The organism is Aeromonas sp. S12(2024) (assembly GCF_041402305.1).
Lineage (GTDB): Bacteria > Pseudomonadota > Gammaproteobacteria > Enterobacterales > Aeromonadaceae > Aeromonas > Aeromonas veronii.
Map to the genome: position 1 here is coordinate 198,054 of NZ_JBGLRB010000003.1, position 21,178 is coordinate 219,231.

The 21,178-nt window shown below is 55.4% G+C and carries 20 protein-coding genes and 1 pseudogene; 13 read left to right on the forward strand and 8 right to left on the reverse strand.

Going from position 1 to position 21,178, the window contains the following annotated elements; genetic code table 11:
• Positions 1-177 precede the first annotated feature (177 nt).
• The 8 genes from rpiA to pseF form a co-directional block, all read right to left on the reverse strand.
• Entirely contained in the window at positions 178-831 is a 654-nt protein-coding gene (gene rpiA, locus ACB035_RS04465; RefSeq protein ID WP_005353106.1) for a ribose-5-phosphate isomerase RpiA, read from the reverse strand.
• Positions 832-992: 161 nt separating this feature from the next.
• Positions 993-1,589: a 5-formyltetrahydrofolate cyclo-ligase gene (locus ACB035_RS04470; protein WP_371166766.1), complete on the reverse strand. Its 597-nt coding sequence runs from the start codon at positions 1,587-1,589 to the stop codon at positions 993-995.
• Between the two features lie 210 nt (positions 1,590-1,799).
• Entirely contained in the window at positions 1,800-3,134 is a 1,335-nt protein-coding gene (locus ACB035_RS04475) for a Na+/H+ antiporter NhaC family protein (RefSeq protein WP_267517541.1), read from the reverse strand.
• 314 nt (positions 3,135-3,448) lie between these two features.
• The gene (locus ACB035_RS04480) at positions 3,449-3,706 is read right to left on the reverse strand and encodes a hypothetical protein (RefSeq protein WP_371166767.1); all 258 of its coding nucleotides are present in this window, start codon (positions 3,704-3,706) and stop codon (positions 3,449-3,451) included.
• Positions 3,703-4,995, reverse strand: coding sequence for a motility associated factor glycosyltransferase family protein (locus tag ACB035_RS04485; protein ID WP_371166768.1), 1,293 nt, complete (start codon positions 4,993-4,995; stop codon positions 3,703-3,705). Before ACB035_RS04485 ends, ACB035_RS04480 begins: the two co-directional genes overlap by 4 nt.
• Positions 4,988-6,034 (reverse strand): pseudaminic acid synthase, encoded by a 1,047-nt coding sequence (gene pseI / locus ACB035_RS04490; protein ID WP_371166769.1) that lies wholly within the window; start codon positions 6,032-6,034, stop codon positions 4,988-4,990. The genes ACB035_RS04485 and pseI overlap by 8 nt, the downstream gene beginning before the upstream one ends.
• Positions 6,035-6,040: 6 nt before the next feature.
• Complete coding sequence (gene pseG, locus ACB035_RS04495; RefSeq protein ID WP_371166770.1) at positions 6,041-7,297, reverse strand: UDP-2,4-diacetamido-2,4,6-trideoxy-beta-L-altropyranose hydrolase; 1,257 nt, start codon at positions 7,295-7,297, stop codon at positions 6,041-6,043.
• Complete coding sequence (pseF, locus tag ACB035_RS04500; protein ID WP_371166771.1) at positions 7,287-7,982, reverse strand: pseudaminic acid cytidylyltransferase; 696 nt, start codon at positions 7,980-7,982, stop codon at positions 7,287-7,289. The genes pseG and pseF overlap by 11 nt, the downstream gene beginning before the upstream one ends.
• Positions 7,983-8,155: 173 nt before the next feature.
• Between pseF and ACB035_RS04505 the strand changes: the two genes are divergently transcribed.
• From ACB035_RS04505 to ACB035_RS04565, 13 genes and pseudogenes are all read left to right on the forward strand, one after another.
• On the forward strand, positions 8,156-8,692 hold the full coding sequence (locus tag ACB035_RS04505; protein WP_144715545.1) for a GNAT family N-acetyltransferase: 537 nt from the start codon (positions 8,156-8,158) through the stop codon (positions 8,690-8,692).
• Positions 8,689-8,922 (forward strand): acyl carrier protein, encoded by a 234-nt coding sequence (locus ACB035_RS04510; RefSeq protein ID WP_144715547.1) that lies wholly within the window; start codon positions 8,689-8,691, stop codon positions 8,920-8,922. Before ACB035_RS04505 ends, ACB035_RS04510 begins: the two co-directional genes overlap by 4 nt.
• A complete protein-coding gene (locus tag ACB035_RS04515; RefSeq protein WP_371166772.1) occupies positions 8,922-9,671 on the forward strand; it encodes an SDR family NAD(P)-dependent oxidoreductase in 750 nt (249 codons plus the stop codon). Before ACB035_RS04510 ends, ACB035_RS04515 begins: the two co-directional genes overlap by 1 nt.
• Positions 9,668-11,026 (forward strand): AMP-binding protein, encoded by a 1,359-nt coding sequence (locus tag ACB035_RS04520; RefSeq protein ID WP_371166773.1) that lies wholly within the window; start codon positions 9,668-9,670, stop codon positions 11,024-11,026. The genes ACB035_RS04515 and ACB035_RS04520 overlap by 4 nt, the downstream gene beginning before the upstream one ends.
• Positions 11,023-12,078 carry an acyl-protein synthetase gene (locus tag ACB035_RS04525; protein ID WP_236382303.1) on the forward strand — a complete coding sequence of 352 codons (1,056 nt, stop codon included), beginning with the start codon at positions 11,023-11,025 and terminating at the stop codon, positions 12,076-12,078. Before ACB035_RS04520 ends, ACB035_RS04525 begins: the two co-directional genes overlap by 4 nt.
• A complete protein-coding gene (locus tag ACB035_RS04530) occupies positions 12,057-13,262 on the forward strand; it encodes an acyl-CoA reductase (protein WP_371166774.1) in 1,206 nt (401 codons plus the stop codon). Before ACB035_RS04525 ends, ACB035_RS04530 begins: the two co-directional genes overlap by 22 nt.
• A gap of 168 nt (positions 13,263-13,430) precedes the next feature.
• Positions 13,431-14,402: a glycosyltransferase family 2 protein gene (locus ACB035_RS04535; protein ID WP_371166775.1), complete on the forward strand. Its 972-nt coding sequence runs from the start codon at positions 13,431-13,433 to the stop codon at positions 14,400-14,402.
• A pseudogene (glf, locus tag ACB035_RS04540) lies at positions 14,399-15,535 on the forward strand (UDP-galactopyranose mutase); the annotation flags it as partial. The gene ACB035_RS04535 and the pseudogene glf, both read left to right, overlap by 4 nt.
• A gap of 48 nt (positions 15,536-15,583) precedes the next feature.
• A complete protein-coding gene (locus ACB035_RS04545) occupies positions 15,584-16,519 on the forward strand; it encodes a glycosyltransferase family 2 protein (protein ID WP_371166824.1) in 936 nt (311 codons plus the stop codon).
• 71 nt (positions 16,520-16,590) lie between these two features.
• Positions 16,591-17,814: a hypothetical protein gene (locus ACB035_RS04550; protein WP_371166776.1), complete on the forward strand. Its 1,224-nt coding sequence runs from the start codon at positions 16,591-16,593 to the stop codon at positions 17,812-17,814.
• Between the two features lie 40 nt (positions 17,815-17,854).
• Positions 17,855-18,970, forward strand: a complete 1,116-nt coding sequence (locus ACB035_RS04555; RefSeq protein WP_371166777.1) for a class I SAM-dependent methyltransferase — start codon at positions 17,855-17,857, stop codon at positions 18,968-18,970.
• Positions 18,971-18,977: 7 nt separating this feature from the next.
• On the forward strand, positions 18,978-20,165 hold the full coding sequence (locus tag ACB035_RS04560) for a glycosyltransferase family 2 protein (protein ID WP_371166778.1): 1,188 nt from the start codon (positions 18,978-18,980) through the stop codon (positions 20,163-20,165).
• Between the two features lie 107 nt (positions 20,166-20,272).
• Positions 20,273-20,959, forward strand: coding sequence for a class I SAM-dependent methyltransferase (locus ACB035_RS04565; RefSeq protein ID WP_371166779.1), 687 nt, complete (start codon positions 20,273-20,275; stop codon positions 20,957-20,959).
• Positions 20,960-21,178 lie beyond the last annotated feature (219 nt).

The following is a 21,178-nucleotide window of genomic DNA, read 5'->3' on the forward strand; positions in this document are numbered from 1 at the left end:
AACTTGTTGAGGGATAAATAAAAACGGCGCCATCAGGCGCCGTCATTTATTCACAGTGCAATGTTTGGGTCATATCCCATCCCAGGGCTCAATCAACGCCGCTGCTGCGTCAGAGGTGGCAGAGTGACGCTGGCGTGCGAGGGAGGATGCCGCTGCACTGTGTTGCCGGTGTCGGGATTACTGGGTAATCACGCCGTCCGGCGTACCGATCAGGACCACATCGGCGCCGCGGGCTGCGAACAGGCCGTTGGTGACCACGCCAACGATGGCGTTCAGTCGTACTTCCAGCGCCTTGGCGTCGGTAATGGCCATGCCTTTCACATCCAGAATGTGGTTGCCGTTGTCGGTGACCACTCCTTCACGCCACACCGGGTTGCCACCCAGTTTGCGAATTTCGCGGGCCACGTATTCGCGGGCCATCGGGATCACTTCCACCGGCAGCGGGAACTGGCCCAGCACGTCGACGGTTTTGGTGTTGTCGATGATGCAGATGAACTTGTCTGCGACGGCGGCAACGATCTTCTCGCGGGTCAGGGCTGCGCCACCGCCCTTGATCATGTCGCGGGTTGCGTTGATCTCGTCGGCGCCATCGACATAGACGGAGAGGGCGTCGATCTCGTTGAGATCATATACGGTGATGCCGAAGCCCTTGAGGCGCTCGGTAGAGGCCACGGAGCTGGATACCGCCCCCTTGATCTCGTCCTTCATGGTCGCCAGCGCGTCGATAAAGTGGTTGACGGTAGAGCCGGTGCCCACCCCGACGATGGTGCCGGGAACCACATACTTGAGCGCAGCCCAACCGGCCGCCTTCTTCATTTCATCTTGAGTCATGATCGTTCCTTAAGAAAAAAGCGGGCGCATTATATCCAACCCGGTACCCCGTCGCGACCTTGTTGCTCACGTTCCGGGGCAAAAAGAGGGACTTTGTAAATCGTTTGCCTGTTTATTCTGCGTTTGCGCGCACAAAGCAGGGGCTGCTGGCCAAAAACAGCTTATTCAAAGCGCCAGCAGTGGCTCGGGGTGATGATCTGGGGCAGCGGCACATCCCACTCCTCTTGCGGGACCGCATCCACCTGCTGGCAGTCGTGGGCAATGCCGAGCGGCTTGGGGCCCAGCTTGTGCTCATGCCAGATGGCGAGAGTGCGATCGTAGTAGCCGCCCCCCATGCCAAGACGATTGCCCTGGGCATCGAAGGCGACCAGCGGGGTGCAGATAAGATCGAGCGTGCTGTGGGGCACCACCTGCAGGATATCCAGCTCCGGCTCTTCGATGCCGTAGCGGTTGCGTACCATGGGGCTGGTGGCGGTATAGCGCAAAAAGAGCAGGTGACCCGGGGTAAAGGGGTGGAGCACCGGCAGGTAGACCTCTTTGTGCTGGGCCCACAGCCAATGGATGGTGGGCAATGGATTGATCTCCCCGTCATTGGCCAGATAGAGGGCAATCCGTTTGGCGGCGAGGATCTCGGGGTGTTGCTTGAACTGGGCCAGCAGCTGTTGGGCCGCCAATTGCTGCTCGGCCGGACTCAGATTTTTGCGGCGTTGACGAACCAGTTGGCGCAGGGATTGACATTCGGGTTGGGACTCATGCATGGGGAACCTCTGGTATAGCTGCGCATCGATGGCTTGAACGCGCTCTACCTTAGCACATTCACTCTTGACGTTAAGGGGGGCAGGGAAACCCCGTCCCGGACGGCGATGCCCGGAACGGTGGGATAAATGCTGGCGGATCCGATAGTGAGTCAACAAGGGCCAGGGTGTGGCCCCTGTTGATGACATGTCGGTGCGCCAGCCTCTAGTCAGTTACTTCTCAGCCTTGCCGCGCATCTGGTGCTTTACAAACACTGCAATGAGTGCCGCTACCGCGAGTGCCATCGGGTAGAAACTCATGCTCACCACCGCCAACGGCGACAGGGCGAAGATGGATCCCAGCAGCAGCGCCTGTGCGCCCCAGGGGATCAGACCCTGTACCACGCAGGAGAAGATATCCAGCATGGAGGCGGCGCGGCGCGGGGTGACACCGTGGTGTTCGGCCAGATCCCGGGCTACTTTGCTGGCGACGATAATAGCCACCGTGTTGTTGGCGGTGCAGAGGTTGGTGAGGCTCACCACCCCGGCGATGCCGAGCTCGGCCGCTTTCTCGTTCTGTTCACCGTTGTGCTCGCGAGTGAAACGGGCAATCAGGGCGCTGATGCGCTCGCTGATCCAGGCCAGTCCACCCTGACGTTCCATCAGGGCGCCGAGGCCGCCTATCAGCATGGAGAGCAGGAAGATCTCCTGCATGCCGGTAAAGCCCTGATAGATATCCTTGCTGAACTGACCGATGGCATAGCCGTTGATCATGCCCACCACTCCGGCGGCCAGAATACCGATCCCCAATACCACAAACACATTCACTCCGGCGAGCGCCAGCCCAAGAATGAGCAGATAAGGCATCACCTTGAACAGCTCGATGGCGCTGCCGCTGGCAGGGGATTCACCCACTGAGCCCAGGGTCAGATAGAGCAGGATCACCGCGATGGCGGCAGGGGCCGCAATCTTGAAGTTCTCGCGGAACTTGTCCTTCATCTCGCACCCCTGACTGCGGGTGGCCGCTATGGTGGTGTCGGAGATGATGGAGAGGTTATCGCCAAACATGGCGCCGGAGAGAATGGTACCTGCCATCAGTACCGGATCGATACCGGCCGCCTGCGCCACGCCCAGCGCGACCGGCGCCACGGCACCTATGGTGCCCATGGAGGTGCCCATGGCGGTAGCAATAAAGGCAGAGATGAGGAACAGCCCGGGCAACAGCGCCCAGCCAGGGATGAGCGACAGGCCCAGCGCCACGGTGGCATCAACGCCGCCGGTGGCCTTGGCCACGCTGGCAAAGGCGCCCGCCAGCAGATAGATAAGGCACATCGCCATGATATTGCTGTGGCCGACCCCCTTGAAGAAGGTCTCCAGATTGCTGTTGAAGCTCTCTTTGCCAAGCAGCAGGGCCAGCATCACCGCAGGCAGGGCAGCAACCGGAGCGGGCAGCTGATAGAAGGCGAATTCGACCCCCTGCAGGGTCAGCCAGGTACCGGTACCGATAAAGAGTGCGAGAAAAACCAGAAGTGGCAACAAGGCCCTGGCACTGGGTTGGATCTGGATCATGTGTTCCTCTGAAATTGAACAATGACCTCCTGTCATAAACTGCTTTGTACCTGTATCGGATAGGGATAGGGGGAAAACAGGGCGGGCATCCTGCCGCATTAGGGTGCCCACAGTAGTGAGTCAACCTCGCCTGGTCAAGATAGACGTCCAGATGGATAGGTGTTTTTGTTTGGTGATTTCGTCTATGCGGTTAAATCCGTTAAATATTCTGGATTAACAAAAAAATCCGTTTAAATGTCGGTGTGATTGCTGCTATGAAATGTGCTGAGTAGCGTACCAATGGCTTGGACTGGCTGCTCTCTCCGATCCGGATGTCAGGAGGGGCTCGTTTCTGAGGCGACCGTCAGGAGCGCAGCCAGCTCTCCTTCAAGCCAATCTGCCAATCCCAGCCAGTCATGGCGCTCCTGGCAAGTCAGCAGGGCACTCACTATGGTCACGGCATCGCCTTGGTGCTCCGGAGGTAGAGCATGCAATGCCTGCTCTACCAGAGCCGGTAGCTGCAGCGCACTTTCAACATGAAGGCCAAGGCGAAAATTGTGTGCCAGTGCAATGCACTGCTCTGTGATGGTCATGGCATCAGCTCCGGATGATAGTCACAACCGAGCAGGGCCGCACCGTCGCGGCTGCTGTTCCAGAATTTGACTTCCGGGTGGCTTGCCATATAGCGCTCAAGCTCGATCTGATAGGTGGTGAAATTGGGGTTGGTGCTGACGCGCTGACCATGGCCATCCAGTACCCAGCTGAGGGCTTGGCTGGCAACAGGACCCAAAGCACCATCATCCCAGCCGGTATGGGTCTGGCCACCGGGGAAGGCGAAGTCACAGCCGAGCAGAATGATCTCTCGACAACCCATCTTGACGGCGAGATCGACGGTGGGATGGATCACGCTGCCTCCTTGATGGAGTAACCCTTTGGGATGAGTGTGACGAAGTTGTTCATACACGGGGCTGATGGAGTAGGCGGTAAAACGCGGTCCTTGCCAACTTGCGAGCGTCTCATGGGGTACCATGGGGGCATATACCAGAGGAACCGAAGTCAGCCCCTGGCTGGCTAGTCGATCCGGAGTCAGAGCGTCGTCGATAGTTACGACCAGATCCACACTGATGCCGTATTGTCGCAGAGGGGTGAGCGCAGTATCGACACAGAGTACCTTCCACTCTGGATGTTGCTGCAACAAGCCAGCAAGGCGAGAGAGATGGTGTTGCAGGCTGGGACCGCTGGCGATGACCAGTGCAGTAGCATCCGGGTGTGAGCCAAAAAGTGTGGCAACATCGCCATCTTCACCCACAAGTGGCAGATTCTCGGTCAGTCGCCCGGTAATGCGTGGCAAGTCGGGGACGAAGCGTTGCCTGGTGTAATTCGCCATCACTTCGCTCACCAGTCGACCACGAATGCGGCAGGCCGCATCTTCGGCTAGCTCCAGTTCGCTGGGGAGGGCGAAGAAGGGGAGTACAATCTCCTGTTCATCGGCCGCGAGGCTCAGCTCTACCCGGGGGTCTTGCAGCCACTCGTCGTGCTCGAGCAAGGCCAGCACCAGAGTGAAGAGATTGTGGTGCATGATATGGACATGCAGGGTTTCTAACCGGGGGCGTGTCAGTAACACCTTCTGCAGATCGCCGAGTCCGGTGCCATAAAGATGCAGCACGGGTACATCGGGAAGAGTTGCCGCTTGCAGTTCGGCCTCCTTCACCCGATCGTGCCGGCTGGTGAGCTGGATGCCATTGACCAGTAGTGTGCTGCTGAGCCCTTCACACAACTCCACCTGCAGATCGCCCAGCTGTGCCACCGTGAGGTGGGCAGCAAGCTGTGGCCAACGCTGTTCGATTATCGCCAGATGGTGGCGCAGCAGATCTTCATTCATCTTGTGCAATCCAATCCCAGTTGAGAGGCTGATTGGCTGCCATGTCGCGGTTGACCTGCTTGCCGATGAGCCGATCGTAATCGGCCGGGGGCAGGCCAAGGGCGGGGCGCACCGATTTGATGTGTTCTGCGGTGAGCAAATCTCCGGCTGCAATATCCCTGACCAGATAGAGGGAGCGGCGAAACGCACGGTTACCCTGTTCACTGGCGGTGAGCTGGTAATCGGCCACCCCGAGCGCTGCATGGGCGGTATTGACCGAGGTTACCAGCTCGGTGAGCTCGGCCGGCTCCATGGAGAAGGCGCAATCCGGCCCGCCGTCGGCGCGGGCCAGGGTGAAGTGTTTCTCGATGAGGGTCGCCCCAAGCGCAGTGGCGGCGATGGCCGTGGCCGATCCCAGAGTGTGATCAGAGAGCCCCACCTCGACCCCGAAGCGTTGGCGCAACATAGGGATGGTACGCAGGTTGTATTCGGCCGCCGGCGCCGGATAGCCGCTGACACAGTGCAGCAGGGCCAGCTGGCCGTTGCCATGCTTGAGCGCCATCTTGACCGCTGCGGCGATCTCGGCCTCGTTCGCCATGCCGGTGGACATGATGAGCGGCTTGCCGGTCTGGGCGGCGTAGCGGATGAGGGGCAAGTCCACCAGCTCGAAGGAGGCGATCTTGTAGGCCGGGCAGTCGAGGGATTCCAGCAGATCCACCGCGCTGAAGTCGAACGGACTGCTAAAGACCGTCAGCCCCAGCTCGCGCCCCTTTGCAAACAGCGCCTGGTGCCATTCCCAGGGGGTGTGCGCCCACTCATAAAGATCGTAGAGGCTGTGGCCATCCCACAAACCGCCGTGGATCTGAAATTCCGGTCGATCACTTTTGAGGGTGATGGTATCCGGGCGGTAGGTTTGCAGTTTGACGGCGCTGGCACCCGCTGCTTTGGCGGCGGTCATAATGGCCAGGGCGCGGTCCAGATTGCCATTGTGGTTGGCCGACAGTTCGGCAATCACATAGGGGGCCTGTTCCTGGTTGATGGGGCGATGATCGATCTGCATCTGTGTTCAGATTCCTGTGCCAAGTTGCCAGCCTTGCGGCGCCGGCTGCCAGGGGGCAGGGGGCGCTATCTGCGGTGGCTCGGCAAGATAGAGGGGAAATTGGGAGAAAATTGTTTGCAAGCGATGTGCCAGCTCTTGCCACTCCGATAGTTGAAGTGGCCGGGTGGCCTGCCATGTCAGCCGCTGGCCGTTCAGCGTCAGGGTGAGCAGCAGTTTGCCATCATGGCGTAGTTGCCACTGTTGACCATCAGGTAACAGCTGATAATCCGATTGTTGCAGCAACCAAGCGGTGAGGCGATCCAGCCCCAGCCCGTCCACCTGTTGCTGGCCACGGCGGCGGTAGTCGTCTGACTGTTGTTCAAGCCGGTGCAGGGTTTGCAGCAGCAGCTCAGGCTCGGCCAGCTCGCTCAGGGTCAGCCGCTCGGCCAGCTGAAAGCGGGCGATCACCTGGTCGTTGAACTGCTGATTGTCGACGATGGGGACTGCCAGGGTCGGCAGGCCGAGACAGGCTCGCTCCCAGGTCATGCCGCCCGCAGCGCCAATGGCGAAGTCGTGTCGGCTCATCAGCTCGGCCATCTGGTCGCTCTGACGCAGCAAGGTGAGCGGCAGATCGGGCAGTTCGGCAACCCTTTGTTGCAGCTCGGGCCAGAAAGGATTGGCCCCACCGGCTACCAGAGTCCAGCTGACGGTTTTAGCCCATGGCAGTCGAGCCAGCGTATTGAGGGTGATGAGGCAGGCTCCGGCCGGATCGGCACCACCAAAGCAGATGAGGCCATGTCGCCACCGGCTGGCCTTTTGGCGTGCTAGCTGGCGATAGGCAGGGCGCAGCAGGGCATAGTCGGTGCCCAGCAGCAGCCGACAGTCGGCAGGAGCGAGTGACTGGTAATCGGCTGTGCTGCGTAGTGGCCCCTGATCCAGCAGCAACTGACCATGATGAGGGCGATCGGCCAGATCGTCGATCACCAGCAACTGACCACAGTGGATTACCAGTGTCTGCTCGATCTGCCGATCAATCTGGTAGTGATCACACACCAGCCACTCCGGGCGCAAGGTGGGCAAGGGGCCTGCATCGTCCAGATCACAGAGAGCGTGATGCTGGTGGGAGCGCAGCAGTGGCAACAGGTGCATAGGTAGCTGATGGCAGAGGAAGTGGCACTCGGCGCCAGCCGTTTTCAGCCGATCGGCGATGGCCAGACAGCGCATCAGATGACCCAGCCCAATCTCGGTGCCGGCGTCGAGCCGGAAGGCAACCTTAAACGTCATCTTTGGCCAGCACTTGATAGAGCAGTTCGGCCAGGTGCCAATCTTCCGGCGTGTCGATGTCGACCACCCTGTGCCGCGGCAGAATATGGCCGATCCCTTCTCCGCCGACAGGGCTGATCCCGCCCAACCAGGCAGCCTGCGTCCCCCAATAGAACTGGCCGGCATCCTGATAGGCAGGCTCCAGATCCTGAGAGCGTTTCGCCATCTGCTCCGGCCAGAAGGGGGTGACCCGGCCCTGCTCATCCATGCGCACGGCGCGCTGGATAGGGAAGCCGAATTCGGCCACGGTATAGACAAAGGGAGCATTACTTGCGCTCAGTCGCTGATGGGCGGCCTTCAAGTCATCGGCTTGAATAAGCGGGACCGTGGCATAGATGCAGCAGTAGTGCTTTGCCTGGATGCCGAGCTGGTCGAGCCGCTGGATGGTGTCGATGACCACAGGGGTGGTACCTGTGTGATCATCGGCGAGGTTGGCTGGCCGCAGAAATGGTACTTCCGCGCCCAGTTGACGAGCAACTTCGGCAATCTCCTCATCATCGGTGGAGACCACCACCTTGTTGAAACAGCCTGATTGTTGCGCCGCCTGGATGGCATAGGCGAGCATGGGCTGGCCACAAAAGGGGCGGATATTCTTGCGTGGAATGCGTTTGCTGCCACCCCGGGCCGGGATAATGGCGATGGCCATGATGGGTTCTCTCTGCTGGATTAATGACTGGCCAAAGCCAGGATAATCGATGACAACTCTTTGATTATTTTTGATATTATACTGGTTTTTCTGCTTGTATTATCGATTTTTGCTACGGAATGGCGGCCGTGTGGTCGATAAGAGAGACAGGTCATGGAAGTCATGGAAACTGTATGGCGTTGAAGATGAGTTATGGCGTTGAGCTACGCCCGATAGCGCCTTGGGATCTTCCCGCTTTGCGGCGTTGGCGCAATCAGGATGAGGTGCGAATGCAGATGGTATCCCAGGCGCGTATTTCGCCACGGCAACAGCGCCAATGGTTCACTGCTACCCGTGAGCGGCGGGATCAGCAGCACTGGGTGCTCTGGTGCAAAGACGTGCGAGCGGGCTACGTCAATCTTAAAGGTGAGTCTCAGGGCGAGCTGCTGGGTCAGGCGATCGCCGATGCGGGACTCTATCTGGGCAACTCAACCGTGCGGCATCCCATGCTGGCTGTCGCTGCTGCCTTATCTCAGCTTGATCAGGGTTTTGATGAGTTGCACATCGGTTGTATCCGCACCCTGGTTCGGGAGAACAATCGCTCTGCCCTGCGCTTGAATGAACAACTGGGTTATAGCCAGATAGGACAAGAGAACGGATTTTTTGCATTGGAACTGCTGCCGGCGAATTACTATGCCGCCCGTGAGCGGCTACGGAGATTTTTCAGATGACAATCGCATTGGAACAGGTTTTTGCCGAGGCGCTGGGTCTCGATATCGGCAGCGTCAGCGATGAGCTGGCCTACAACAGTATCCCGCAGTGGGATTCTGTCGCCCACATGGGGCTGATTGCCCAGTTGGAGGATAACTACGGCGTGCTGCTCGACACCGATGACATTATCGACATGAGTTCGGTCGGCAAGGCGCGCGAGATCCTGGCCAAGTACGGGGTCGCTTTCTGATGCAGGGGCTGTTGCAGGGCAAACGTGTGTTGATCACCGGTGCCGGGCGTGGCATCGGTCTTGCCATCGCCCGCCAGTTTGCTTCTCAGGGGGCTGAACTGTGGCTGGGAGGCCGTGATGAGGTGACGATGCGCCAGCTGGCGACCGAGATTGGTACCGAGTTTGGCGTGCCTTGCCAGCCTCTCTGTTTTGATGTGGCTGATCCGTCGGCGGTCAAGCAGGCTTTTCAGCAGCTGTTTGCGCAGACTCGTCAGCTGGACGTGTTGGTCAACAATGCCGGCATGCTGGAAGAGGCGTTATTGGGGATGGCGAACCAGACCCATCTGCAAAAGACATTCAGCAACAATACCTTTAGCGTGATCTACTGCTGCCAGTATGCCGCTCGCCTGATGCAGCGCAGTGGTGGCGGCAGCATCATCAATCTCGCCTCCCTGATGGGGCTGGTGGGGGCAGCCGGGCTCAGTTGCTATGCCGGCAGCAAGGCGGCAGTGATCGGTATTACCCAGTCACTGGCCAAGGAGCTGGCTGCCAGCCAGATCCGGGTCAATGCGATTGCCCCCGGTTTTATTGATACCGATATGGCCCACTCTATCCCGGAGGAGAAGTTTGCCGAGCGGGTGGCCAGCATCGCCATGGGACGGATTGGCACGCCAGATGAAGTGGCCAAAGTGGCCCTGTTTCTCGCGTCCGACTTGTCGAGCTATGTGACCGGGCAGGTGATTGGGGTCGATGGGGGGATGGTGATTTGAACCGGCCTGATTTGCTGACCCATCTGGTTGACGACAATGACGAGCCCGCCTGGCGAGACCCGCAAGAGGGGTGGCTCAGTTATGGTGAGCTGGCTCGGCGTGTGGCGCAGTTGGCCACCACCTATCCTGCTGGCCGCCATTTGGTCTACCTGCCATTTGTGACGTCTACCCTGCATCTGCTGCACTACTTGCTGGCCCTGCGTGATGGCCACGCCATCATGCTGGCCGATCCTGCACAGGATGCCCGGTTGCACAGTGAACAGTGCCAGCGCTTTGGTGTCAGTCTGCGGGTATTAGAGGATGGGGCAGTTGCGCATCTTGGCGATGCGCCCTCGCTCCACCCTGAGCTGGCCATGCTGCTGCCGACATCGGGCAGCACCGGTTCCAGCAAATGGGTGCGATTGTCGCGAACCAATCTTGATGCCAATGCCGAGGCCATCGCCGAATATCTGGCGCTGAACGGGCGTGAGCGAGCCATCACCTCGTTGCCACTTTTTTACTCTTTCGGCATGTCGGTGCTCAACAGCCATTTTTTGGCTGGCGCCTCTCTGGTTTCATGTACTGCTAGCCCCCTTGAGCGCCAATTCTGGGATGAGGTCAATCGTCATCAGGTCACCAGCGTGGCGGGGGTGCCGTTTACCTTTCAGATGCTAAACCGCTTGCGTTTTGACTGGGCCCGATATCCCAGCCTGATGACACTAACCCAGGCCGGAGGGCGGCTTGAGCCGGCACTGGCAAAGCAATTTGCCGAACAGGCCTCCTTACTGGGACGCCGTTTTTTCGTGATGTATGGCCAGACCGAAGCTGCGCCGCGCATCGCCTGGTTGGCGCACAATGAAGTGATGATTGCCCCGGATGCTATCGGCCGTGCCGTACCGGGCGGATGCCTCTCTCTGCGTCATGAGCCCAGATTTCCCGACGGGGAGGGGGAGTTGGTTTACCAAGGGCCAAACGTGATGTTGGGCTATGCGGAGCGCCCTGAAGATCTGGCGCGTGGGCGTGATGTCGATGCGCTCTTTACCGGCGATCTGGCTCGTTGTGATGAGGCGGGCCGCTTCTATCTGACTGGGAGACTCAACCGTTTCCTGAAGCTGTTTGGCAAACGGGTGAGCTTGGCTGAAGTGGAAACCTGGTTGCAGGGGAGGGGCTATTCCTGCGCCGCGACCGGCCGCGATGATCGCCTGCTGGTAGCCATAGAGGCAGATGCGTGCCCCAGTGATGCACTACAGCTGGAGCTGGCCCGCTGGCTGATGGTGCCACCATCAAGCGTACGCATCTACCAACATCATTTGCCACGACGCAGCAATATGAAAATTGATTATCCGGCCCTATTAACAGCGCTGGAGCAGCTATGAACAAGCTGTTTGATGCGCCGGTTTTCGGGCTACCCCAACGTGAAAAAAGTGGGCTGCTCCTTGCTCGCCTGAATGAATTGACGCAGCGGCATGGGCAGGGGTGTCCAGCTTTTGCCAATATTCTGTCGGCGTTTGGCTGGGGTCAGGCTTCGACCTATCAAGAGCTTCCCTATCTGGCCGCCCGCCTGTTCAAATTGGCCCAATGGCAGAGCGTGCCGCAAGAAGAGGTATTCAAGGTGCTCACCTCGTCGGGCACCACGGGGACGCCGTCACGCATTGTGCTGGACAGGGAGACCGCCGCCCTGCAGAGCAAGGTGCTGGTGAAAATCTTGCAAGAGTTTGTCGGCAAGCAACGGCTGCCCATGCTGCTGGTGGAGCAACCAGCTCTTATCCAAAACCGCAGCGGTTTTTCAGCCCGCGGCGCCGGTGCGCTGGGGCTCTCCTTCCTTGGCCGAGACCATACTTATGCCCTCGATGAGCAGATGCGGCCCAACTGGCTGGTCATCGAGGCGTTTTGTGACAAATATGCGGGCCAGCCGGTCCTGCTGTTCGGCTTCACCTTCATGGTGTGGCAATGTCTGCTGGAGCCGCTGCGTGAGCGAGGTCTGCAACTGCCGCTGACGCAGGGCACGCTTTTTCACAGCGGTGGCTGGAAGAAGCTGCAACACCTCGCGGTAGATAATCCTGCCTTCAAGCTGCGCTGCCATGAACAGTTGGGGCTGAGCCGGGTGCACAACTTCTATGGCATGGTGGAACAGGTGGGGTCGGTGTTTGTCGAGTGCGAGCAGGGCCATCTGCATGCCCCGCTTTTTGCTGATCTGCTGGTGCGGGATCCGCTGACCCATCGACCGCTCGGGATCGGCCAACCCGGTTTGTTGCAGGTGATCTCTGCCATTCCCCAAAGTTATCCAGGCCACAGTTTACTCAGCGAAGATCTTGGTGTGCTGCTGGGCGAGGATGATTGTCCCTGCGGACGTCTCGGCCGTTATTTTCATGTATCAGGACGTCAGCAAGGCGCCGAGGTGAGGGGATGCAGCGACACTTTCCAGTGATCCGGTCAGATGCCGAAGATGCCATCTGGCAAGCTGGGCCAGAGGTCGCTTTCGTGGCTCCCGTCAGTGGCTGGCAAGGTTTTGTCATTTGCCCGTTACCAAGCTTTGCGCCCGTCATCTGCAACTTTGTGGCTGCGCTCTCTGCTCGTCTGCTGAAGGAGGGGCGAGAGAACCCGGATCTGGCCGCTTTTGGTTTTTGGTTGCGGCAGCGACAGATTGAGGTACAGCGTAAACGCATGGCAGGGCGCGCCCCGCTGGGGATGGTTTTTCATCTGGTCCCCTCCAACGTGCCGACCGTCGCGTTCTACTCCTGGGTCATGGCGCTGCTGATGGGCAATGGGTCCGTGGTACGTCTCTCATCGCGCATCGACCCGGCGCAAGAGGCCATGCTGACCATCCTGAACGAGCTTTTCTCTCTGTCCGAGTGGCAAGAGATTGCCTCGCGTACCCGTTTTATCCGCTATGACCATGACGAACGCGTCACCGCCTGGCTGTCGGCTCGGTGCCGCCTTCGCATCATTTGGGGCGGTGATGAAACCATCGGCCGGGTACGGGCTATTCCGCTTTCACCCCGCGCTCAGGAAATCGTGTTTCCGGATCGCCGCTCCATGGCTGTGCTGGATAGTCAATGGCTGGCCAGCCTGGATGCTGCCGTGTGGCGGCAAGTGGTCGCTGCTTTGCAGCAAGACTTTACCCGTTTCAATCAGCAAGCCTGCGCGTCGCCAACCACCATTTGCTGGTTGGGCACTCCCGATAGTGTGTTGCGCCGTCGTTTGCTCGAAGCAGTCTTTGCACCCTTTGCAGACAGCCCTGCCCTTATGATGGAACGCCTCATCAATAGTCAACAAAATGCCGCCCATGATGGTCAGATGCAGTTGGACACCTTTTCTGGCGTCACCTTATTGACTCCCACCGCCTCTTTGCGGCTTGCACACATCGGAGGAGGTACAGTTGCCGAATTCGTTGCCGATACCCTTGATGAGTTGCTGCTACAGCCTTGGGATATGCAGACCTGTGTCTGGGTTGGGCCAGATAAAACGCAGCTTGAGTGTGCGTTACAGCTGTCGCCTTGCTGCCGTATCGATAGGGTGGCAAGTCCGGGACAGGCGCTGGCATTCGAATGGCTCTGGGACGGCATCGACATGCTGGTGGCCTGCAGCCGTCAGCTTGCTCGCATTGAATAGTGGATGCTAGGTCACATAAATCAAGTAATATCAATGAATTAGCTTTGTCAGGCACGGCTCTTGCAGTAAATATTGCTATGAAGGGCAGGAAGGGTTGACAGAGACCGTGCGGTAGCCTTTTCCATTTTCTCCAATTCGCTTCTTTTTTACTCTAATTCTGGATTCTCTATGAAAATCAGCGTACTGGTGCCGGTGTATAACCTCGGGCGCTTTATCGAGCCCTGTCTGCTTAGTCTGCTGGAACAGCAAACCAATTTCGATTTTGAGGTCATTGCCATTGATGACGGCTCGAGCGATGACTCATGGGCCATTATGCAGCGGCTGGCGCAGCAGTGGCCGCAACTCAAGGCACTACAGAATTCGCAGAATATGGGGTTGGCCAAGACCCAGAAACGCTTGCTGAGAGAGGCTATCGGTGAATACATCGCCTATGTCGACGGGGATGATCTGGCTCTGCCGGGCAAGCTGCAGCGTCAGGCAGATTATCTGGACGCGCACCCCAGCTGCACGCTTTGCTACCACGAAGCCGAGATGTTTGATGATGAAAGTGGCGCACGGATCAAGCTATTCACCGGTGATTATTACAATGCTCGCTATCTCGAACCCGTGATGACACGGGAGGCATTGATCCGCTTCGGGGTTTTCGTCAATGCAAGTTCCATAATGTTTCGCCGTTATGAAGGGATAGAAAATGCCATCGATGAGGGGTGCAAAATCATCCTCGATTATCCCTGGCACATCTTGAACCTCTCCCACAATCCGGGGACGCTGGATTTTATCCCCGAATTATTGGGACGTTATCGCTTCCATACCCAGAGCTTTGGAGGGCAAACCCGCAAATCGGCAGAACGTCGTGAGCAGTCGCTGCGCGATCTGCTGCGCGCCTGTGATAACGCTGCTGCGTTTGGGGCGGATCCCGTGGCCATTGCCCAGGGGCGTGCCCATCACTACTACTCCGCCGCACTCTACTTTCTGCGGCAGGATGACGTAGCCCGCTTCACGCAGCTTATCGAACAGTCAGTTACCGAGGTAGCGAAGCTGACGCCTGGCTGGTTCTTCGATGAGCGACATCAACTGGCTTGGATGCAGCGGGCCCATCCAGCACGGGTCATGCAACAACTGTTTGGAGAGGCGGCATGAGTTATCAGGCGATCGTCATTGGCGCTGGGCTGTCCGGTGCCGTCATGGCTGAGCGAATGGCCAGCCAGCTCGGTTGGAAAGTACTTGTGCTGGAGCAGCGCGATCATATCGGTGGCAACTGCTTTGACGAGTATGATGAGCATGGGGTGTTGATCCATCGCTATGGACCGCACCTCTTCCATACCGATAACAAGGAAGTCTGGGATTACCTGTCGCAGTTTACCGAGTGGTTGCCTTACGAGCATCGTGTGTTGTCACGCATTGACGGGCAGTTGGTGCCGATCCCGTTCAACCTGACCAGCATCGAACGTTGCTTCCAGGCCGACAAAGCCGCCGCCATGATTGAGGCCCTGCGCACCCGGTTTGGTGATGGTGCCAGAGTGCCTATTCTGGAACTGCGCAAAGAGGCGCATCCCCTGCTGGGTGAATTGGCAGATTTCATCTATCAGAAAGCCTTCGTCAACTACACCAGCAAACAGTGGGGGGTACCGCCCGAGCAGATCTCCCCCGAGGTGACGGCACGAGTGCCCGTGGTGGTGAGTCGGGATGATCGCTACTTCACCGATCCCTGGCAGGCGGTGCCGGCGGGAGGCTATACCGCCATGTTTGAGCGGATACTCGCGCACCCGCTGGTTGACGTGCGGCTGTCTACCCCCATGGTGCAGCGTGTCAGATTGGATTGGCAGCAGAAGCAGGTGATGTTGGATGGTGTGCCTTTCGACGGTCCACTGATCTATACCGGTATGCTGGATCAGTTGATGCCGGCAGAAGGGAATTGCTTGCCATACCGCTCACTGCGTTTTGAACATCGCCATCTGGCGCAAGAGCAATTTCAGCCTGTCACCACCGTCAATTATCCGAATGAAGAAGCCTTCACTCGGATAACCGAATTCAAGCATTTCAGCGGGCAGGCACATCCCGGCACCAGTATCGTATACGAATATCCATGTGACTATCAGCCAGAGCAGGGGTTAGAGCCTTACTACCCGCTGTTTACCGATGAGGCCAAACTGAACTATCAGGCTTGCCGCGATGAATTGACACAGTTCCCGCAACTAATTGCTTTGGGCCGCCTTGCCGAGTATCACTATTTCGATATGGATGATGCAGTGAGTAATGCATTAAATATTTTTGGCACAAGTTTTGATAAAAAAACCAGTAAACCCTTGGTTTCGGTCATTATGTCTGTTCATAACTGTGCTAATTATATCGAAGATGCGCTGGATAGCATATTGAAGCAGACCTATAATAATCTGGAGATAATAATATTTGATGACGGCTCGACTGATGAAACTGGATCTGTAATTGGCAGGATGGCAGCAAAGGACAGTCGAATCATTAATTATCACCGGCGGCAGCAGGGAATAGCCAATTGTCTGAACGAAGCGCTATTGCTAGCTCGGGGAGAATTTATAGCCAGGATGGATGGGGATGATATTTCGTTACCAGAGCGGATAGAGAAACAGATGGCGTTTTTACACGAAAATCCGCATATAGATCTAGTGGGGTGTTGGCTGAAACTGTTCGGTGCCCGTGATGAGGTATGGCATTACCGACCTTATGATAACTTTATCAAAAATGCGATTCTGCTATTTAGTAATGGAGTTGGACACAACGCGATTCTGGTGCGTGCTGATGTTTACAAGCGTTTTCGATATGACACCGAATATACGGATGTTGAAGATACTGAGTTGTGGACCAGAATGGCTATCAGCAAGCCCGAAGTTCGTTTCGCCAACTTGCGTGAGGTGTTGGTGCTGTATCGTATTCATGGCGCCCAATCGTCCATATTACGCAAAGTCAGACAACGAGAGCTGTACCGGCGTATTGTCAGCAAGTATCTGGATTCGCTAGGTGTTTCAGCAACTGAGCAAGATATGGAGGCTCATGAATGGCTGGTGGATCAACCTACTAACTTGTCGGATTCGCAGCTCTATCGCTTGGCCAATTGGCTGAACCATATCACGGTACTCAAGCATAGTGCACTGCCAGATGAGTATGGTGTGTTGGCCGAGCGCTGGCATCACCTGTGTCAAAAGAACCGAGCCCGCCTAGATATTTATAAGCGCTATCACGCAGAGTTCGATATTTGCTGGCTTCCACCGATGTTTGCGTAATGAAGGGAAGATGGACATGGTCGTTAAAAACATCCCCCGAGGATCAGAGATAGCTATGGTTGGGGGTTGCCATGAGATTTGAGATCGTCGGTCGGCAAGGGGTCTGCTCATTATCTATTGCTGAGCTGCCTTCATCAGGGTACCTATTGGCTGGTATGGGAAATTACAGTCAACTGATCCTGCAACGGTTACAAGAGATGCAGCGTCCACTGCCTGTAGCTCTGATCGATACAATGACGAGCGATTGTTCGGAAAAGTTCGGGCTCCCGGTGATCGATATGACGCAGGCGAGTCAGCATGACCTGAGCATCATCATTGGTTCTTCTCCCTATGACTATGAGCAGGAGGTTATGGCCAAATTGCGGCAACATGGCTGCCATCGGCTGGTGGCTCTTGAGCCAGAAGAGATCCTGCCCCCCTTGCTCGATCCTTTGGCCGATTGGTTGGCCGATACAGAGACTTGGCCGGTGTTGTTACTTGTCTGTATGTTGGATCACCATGTTCAGCAGTTGGCTAGTCTTATGACTTGGCTACATCAGCGGCAGATTCTGTGCAGAGTTGTCCGCTCTTATGATGCTCATGCGATTATGGCTATTCCCCCTTCACGCCTACTTGGTGCCATCATTTGGAATGGTACACCGGCCTACTATGACAGCGTAAAACAGTATCTTCAGGATATGGGGAAGCGATATCTCTATGCCGAACTGGGTTTTTTCCCGCAAAGGGAGCATGTTTATCTCGATAGGCAAGGCGTCAACCTGGGGCGATGCATGGGGCTAATTCCATGCCAGAAAGATGACGCTGAGCAGGAGTTGGTGAGAGTGAGGGAACGGCTGCTGGACGGGCGCCTATGGGTTCCTGGGGATGCCGTTCTTGTGCCTTTACAGATCGCCACCGACACCAACGTGCGTCTCTATTCCAACTATGGAGGCAAGATGCAGCAGTTTATTGACGATGTGATCCGCGATCACGGAAACGAACGACTGCTCTTTAAGCCCCACCCGCTGGATCCTCTGGGAGGCACATATGATTTTCATGGCCGTGAAATTGTTAGTGGCGATTTCATGACGCTGGCGCTATCGAGCAAGTTTATTTGCGGTATCAACTCCAGCACTCTGTTTGAGGCTCGTCTGGTTGGAATTCCTGTGCACTTTTACGGTCGCTCATTGTTAAGCGAGTGCCCCGATGAGCAAGAGGTGATGTTGCAAATGGTTCAAAACCAGTTCCGGGTTGATGGGAGCGATTTAGTACGAAAAATCGGGCCTTACATGCAGCAGTTTGGAATTGAAATATAACGATGTTTATTCAATATCGGACAGTTAAAGGATGTATAAAATGAGAACGCTGTTGGTAACCCGTGCAACCTGTGGGCAGGTCACTCTGCGGGTCGAGGGACAGTCCGAGGTGAGTTGTCCGATCCCTGAAATTGCACATCAGTTGGATCGCGAGTTTGAGTTGATCCAAGTACTGGATTTGCAATTTTTGACCAGTATGGAAGCAGATACACTGTTAACCCGTCTAGTCGATAAACTTGCAGTTAATGGTCACTTACAGGTTACGGTCCCTGATCTGGATTACATCGTGGGCCAGTGGTTACTGGCTGAGTGGGATGAAGGTACTTTACGAGATGTGACCTCAGTCGCTCGTCAGAGTTTCGCCGGACTCTTTGGCCCCCAGCAGGATGGTAATCCCATGTTACCGGGCTATTCGACGCATTATTCGGGCTGCAACAAGTCTGGTTATAACAGCAAACGACTGGCTTTTTTGCTCGCCCGGCAGGGGTTAGTTGATATCAACATCGTGACTGATGATACCCACCTATTACAGGCTTCGGCTCGGCAGTCGATGGTGCGTGGTGAGCGACAAGTGGCACCGGATTTGCGTAATATCCGCCAGGATCACCTGAATCGTTACCGGTTCGCGGCAGAGTGCCTACGCGCTGTTATGCCGCAACGAGTGCTCGACTTGGCATGCGGGATCGGCTACGGCAGCCAACTGTTGGCTAACCAGCTTAATTGTCAGGTCACCTCCGTCGATATTGAACCCGAAGCGCTGGCTTATGCGCGGCAACACTATAGTTCGCCGAAGATTACTCATCTATGTGCCGATGCTAGAACTCTGCAGCTGGATTCAGCTTCCTTTGACGCGGTTGTCTGTTTTGAAACCATTGAACATGTGACGTTTGATGAAGAGCTACTGGGTCAGTTTCATGAATGGCTACGGGCTGGGGGCAAGCTAGTTATGTCGACGCCGAACGAGAGTGTCATGCCTTTTAGTGCCGCACAATTTCCCTATCACGTGAAGCACTATACCTATGCCGAGTTGGAGTCGATGCTGGCGCGCTGTGGCTTCCGCCTCCAGCAAGTCAACAAGCAGCAAAACCTCCAGAACCCAGAGATTGTTCCTGGCAGCGATGGCTGTTTCATGATCGTTATCGCGGAAAAGGTGTGAGGTCGGGATGAGCGCAGCATTTGTGCGGTTTAGTATTATTATTCCGGTCTATAACCGGGATGAGCCGTTACAGCGGGCGCTGGACTCACTTTCTCGGCAAACATTCGGAAACTTTGAGGTCATCATCATCGATGATGGTTCAACCCCCGAGTTTGGTGAGCGAATACAAGCTTTAGTGACCACTTTATCTGATTCTCGCTTTTCGCTGATCTGCTACCAGCCTAACCGAAACGGCGCTTATGCGCGTAATCGTGGCATCGAGGTTGCTCGAGGCGAGTATCTATGTTTTTTGGATTCGGATGATGAGTGGTTACCGGAGAAACTGGAGCGCATCGACCAGATATTAGCGATTGAGCCACATTGGCAGGTGATCCATCATCCGTACCAGAACGTGAGCCATGGTGAGCGTAGTGCTCCCTTTCCTCTAGAGGCTCGCCGCACCGATGAGAGCGTTGCTGAATACTCGTTCTGTACTAATCGTATCGGTGGTATTCAATCGAGCTGTCTCATCGTCAAGCGTGAACTCGCGCAGAGGGTACGTTTCAATGACAAGCTGCGAGGGCATCAGGACTGGGATTTTGCATTGCGGCTTGGCGCAGAAACGGAGCGCTTCTTGTTTATCGATCAGGTGTTGACGCTGCGCCATGTCGCTGACGCAACAACGGGCATGGTGTCCCGTTCTCTTGATTACGCATACTCGTTGGCCTTTCTGCGTGAGTATCAAAACTATTTTTCGTTGAGAGCGCAGGCTGGATATGTAACGCATGTTCTATTACCTAAAAAACTCAACGCGGGCGAGCGATTTTGGAATCGGTATGAAACGCTGGCCGCATTCTATTATCCACGCCAGATCGCAAGCTGGATATACCGGTTAGCGGTATTGCATGGACGTTGTTTACGCTTACTCATCAATTGCAAGTGTCATAGTTGGAACCGGATTGGCTTGATTGGTTTTAATGATTACACCACATTTTTTATTAATCACTATGCATGTTGGGTGAGCGATATTCTATTAATTGATCGTAATAAGAGTGGTGCTTTGGTCTATCAGCGTCAGATTGTTTCCATTGCCAATATCAGTCAAAAGCAATGGGAGCAATTGGACTGTGTCGCTACGATGACCGACCTACATCGCCAGAGCATGTGTAAGGAAGTGCGACACTATAACCCAGATATCCCAATAACTAATTTTTAAATGCTATTTATAAAGAGCAGCTAAAATACTTGTGTAGTATGTTTATATTAATTAGCATGGGTGCGGTTAAAGTTGAATGCTAATTCAATAAATAAATGGAGAGTGCGGTGTTCGAAGATCAATTTACATGTCCATTATGTGGTTTTCATGGGGCGTTTATGGCGGTTAGAGGGCGACCTCATGCGCAGTGTCCGCAATGTCTAAGCCTAGAGCGCCACCGATTGCAATTTGTCATGTTAAAGAAGGTTTTTGAAGAACGTGATACTAAAAAAATGACAGCATTGCATTTTGCACCAGAACAATGTTTACGACCTCATATGTCGGCTATGTTTAAAAATTATCAGACAGCGGATCTGTATAATAAAAATGTAGATCATCAGGTGGATATGCAGAGCTTGCCATTTGCCGATGAAACATATGACTTTATCTTTGCCTCCCATGTCTTGGAACATATTCAGAATGATATAAAGGCACTTTATGAAATAAAGAGGGTTCTTCGTCCAAATGGAATTGCCATTCTTCCTGTACCTATTGTTGGAAGCATAACAATTGAATATGCCGAGCCTGACCCAAACCAAGATTATCATGTTCGCGCCCCCGGAATAGATTATTATGACAGATATAAGACTATATTTTCATCTATCGTAATTGCGAGTTCCTTTGATGCTGAACCAAGCATTCAACCTTTTGTTTATTCAAAGAATGAATATGTAGTGAGCGATGAAGAATGGGTACACCCATATTGGATAGAAGGATGTAAATTCATAGATGAAATACCCATTTGTTACCGTTGAACTGAGTGGTGCTAGACAGCTGAACCGAGTGGTGCTATATCTTCGCTGTCTCATAGCCATTCCCAGGTAAAAGAGACTCGGCAGCCATGAAGTATTTCAATCGAGCTAGCAGGTTGGTCATTCCTCTGTACTGATGATTGCGCATGATTGTTTCATGTAGCTTGTGCTACCGTCATTCTATTTGATTAACCAAAAGGCTGTATATCTGCTGGAATATCA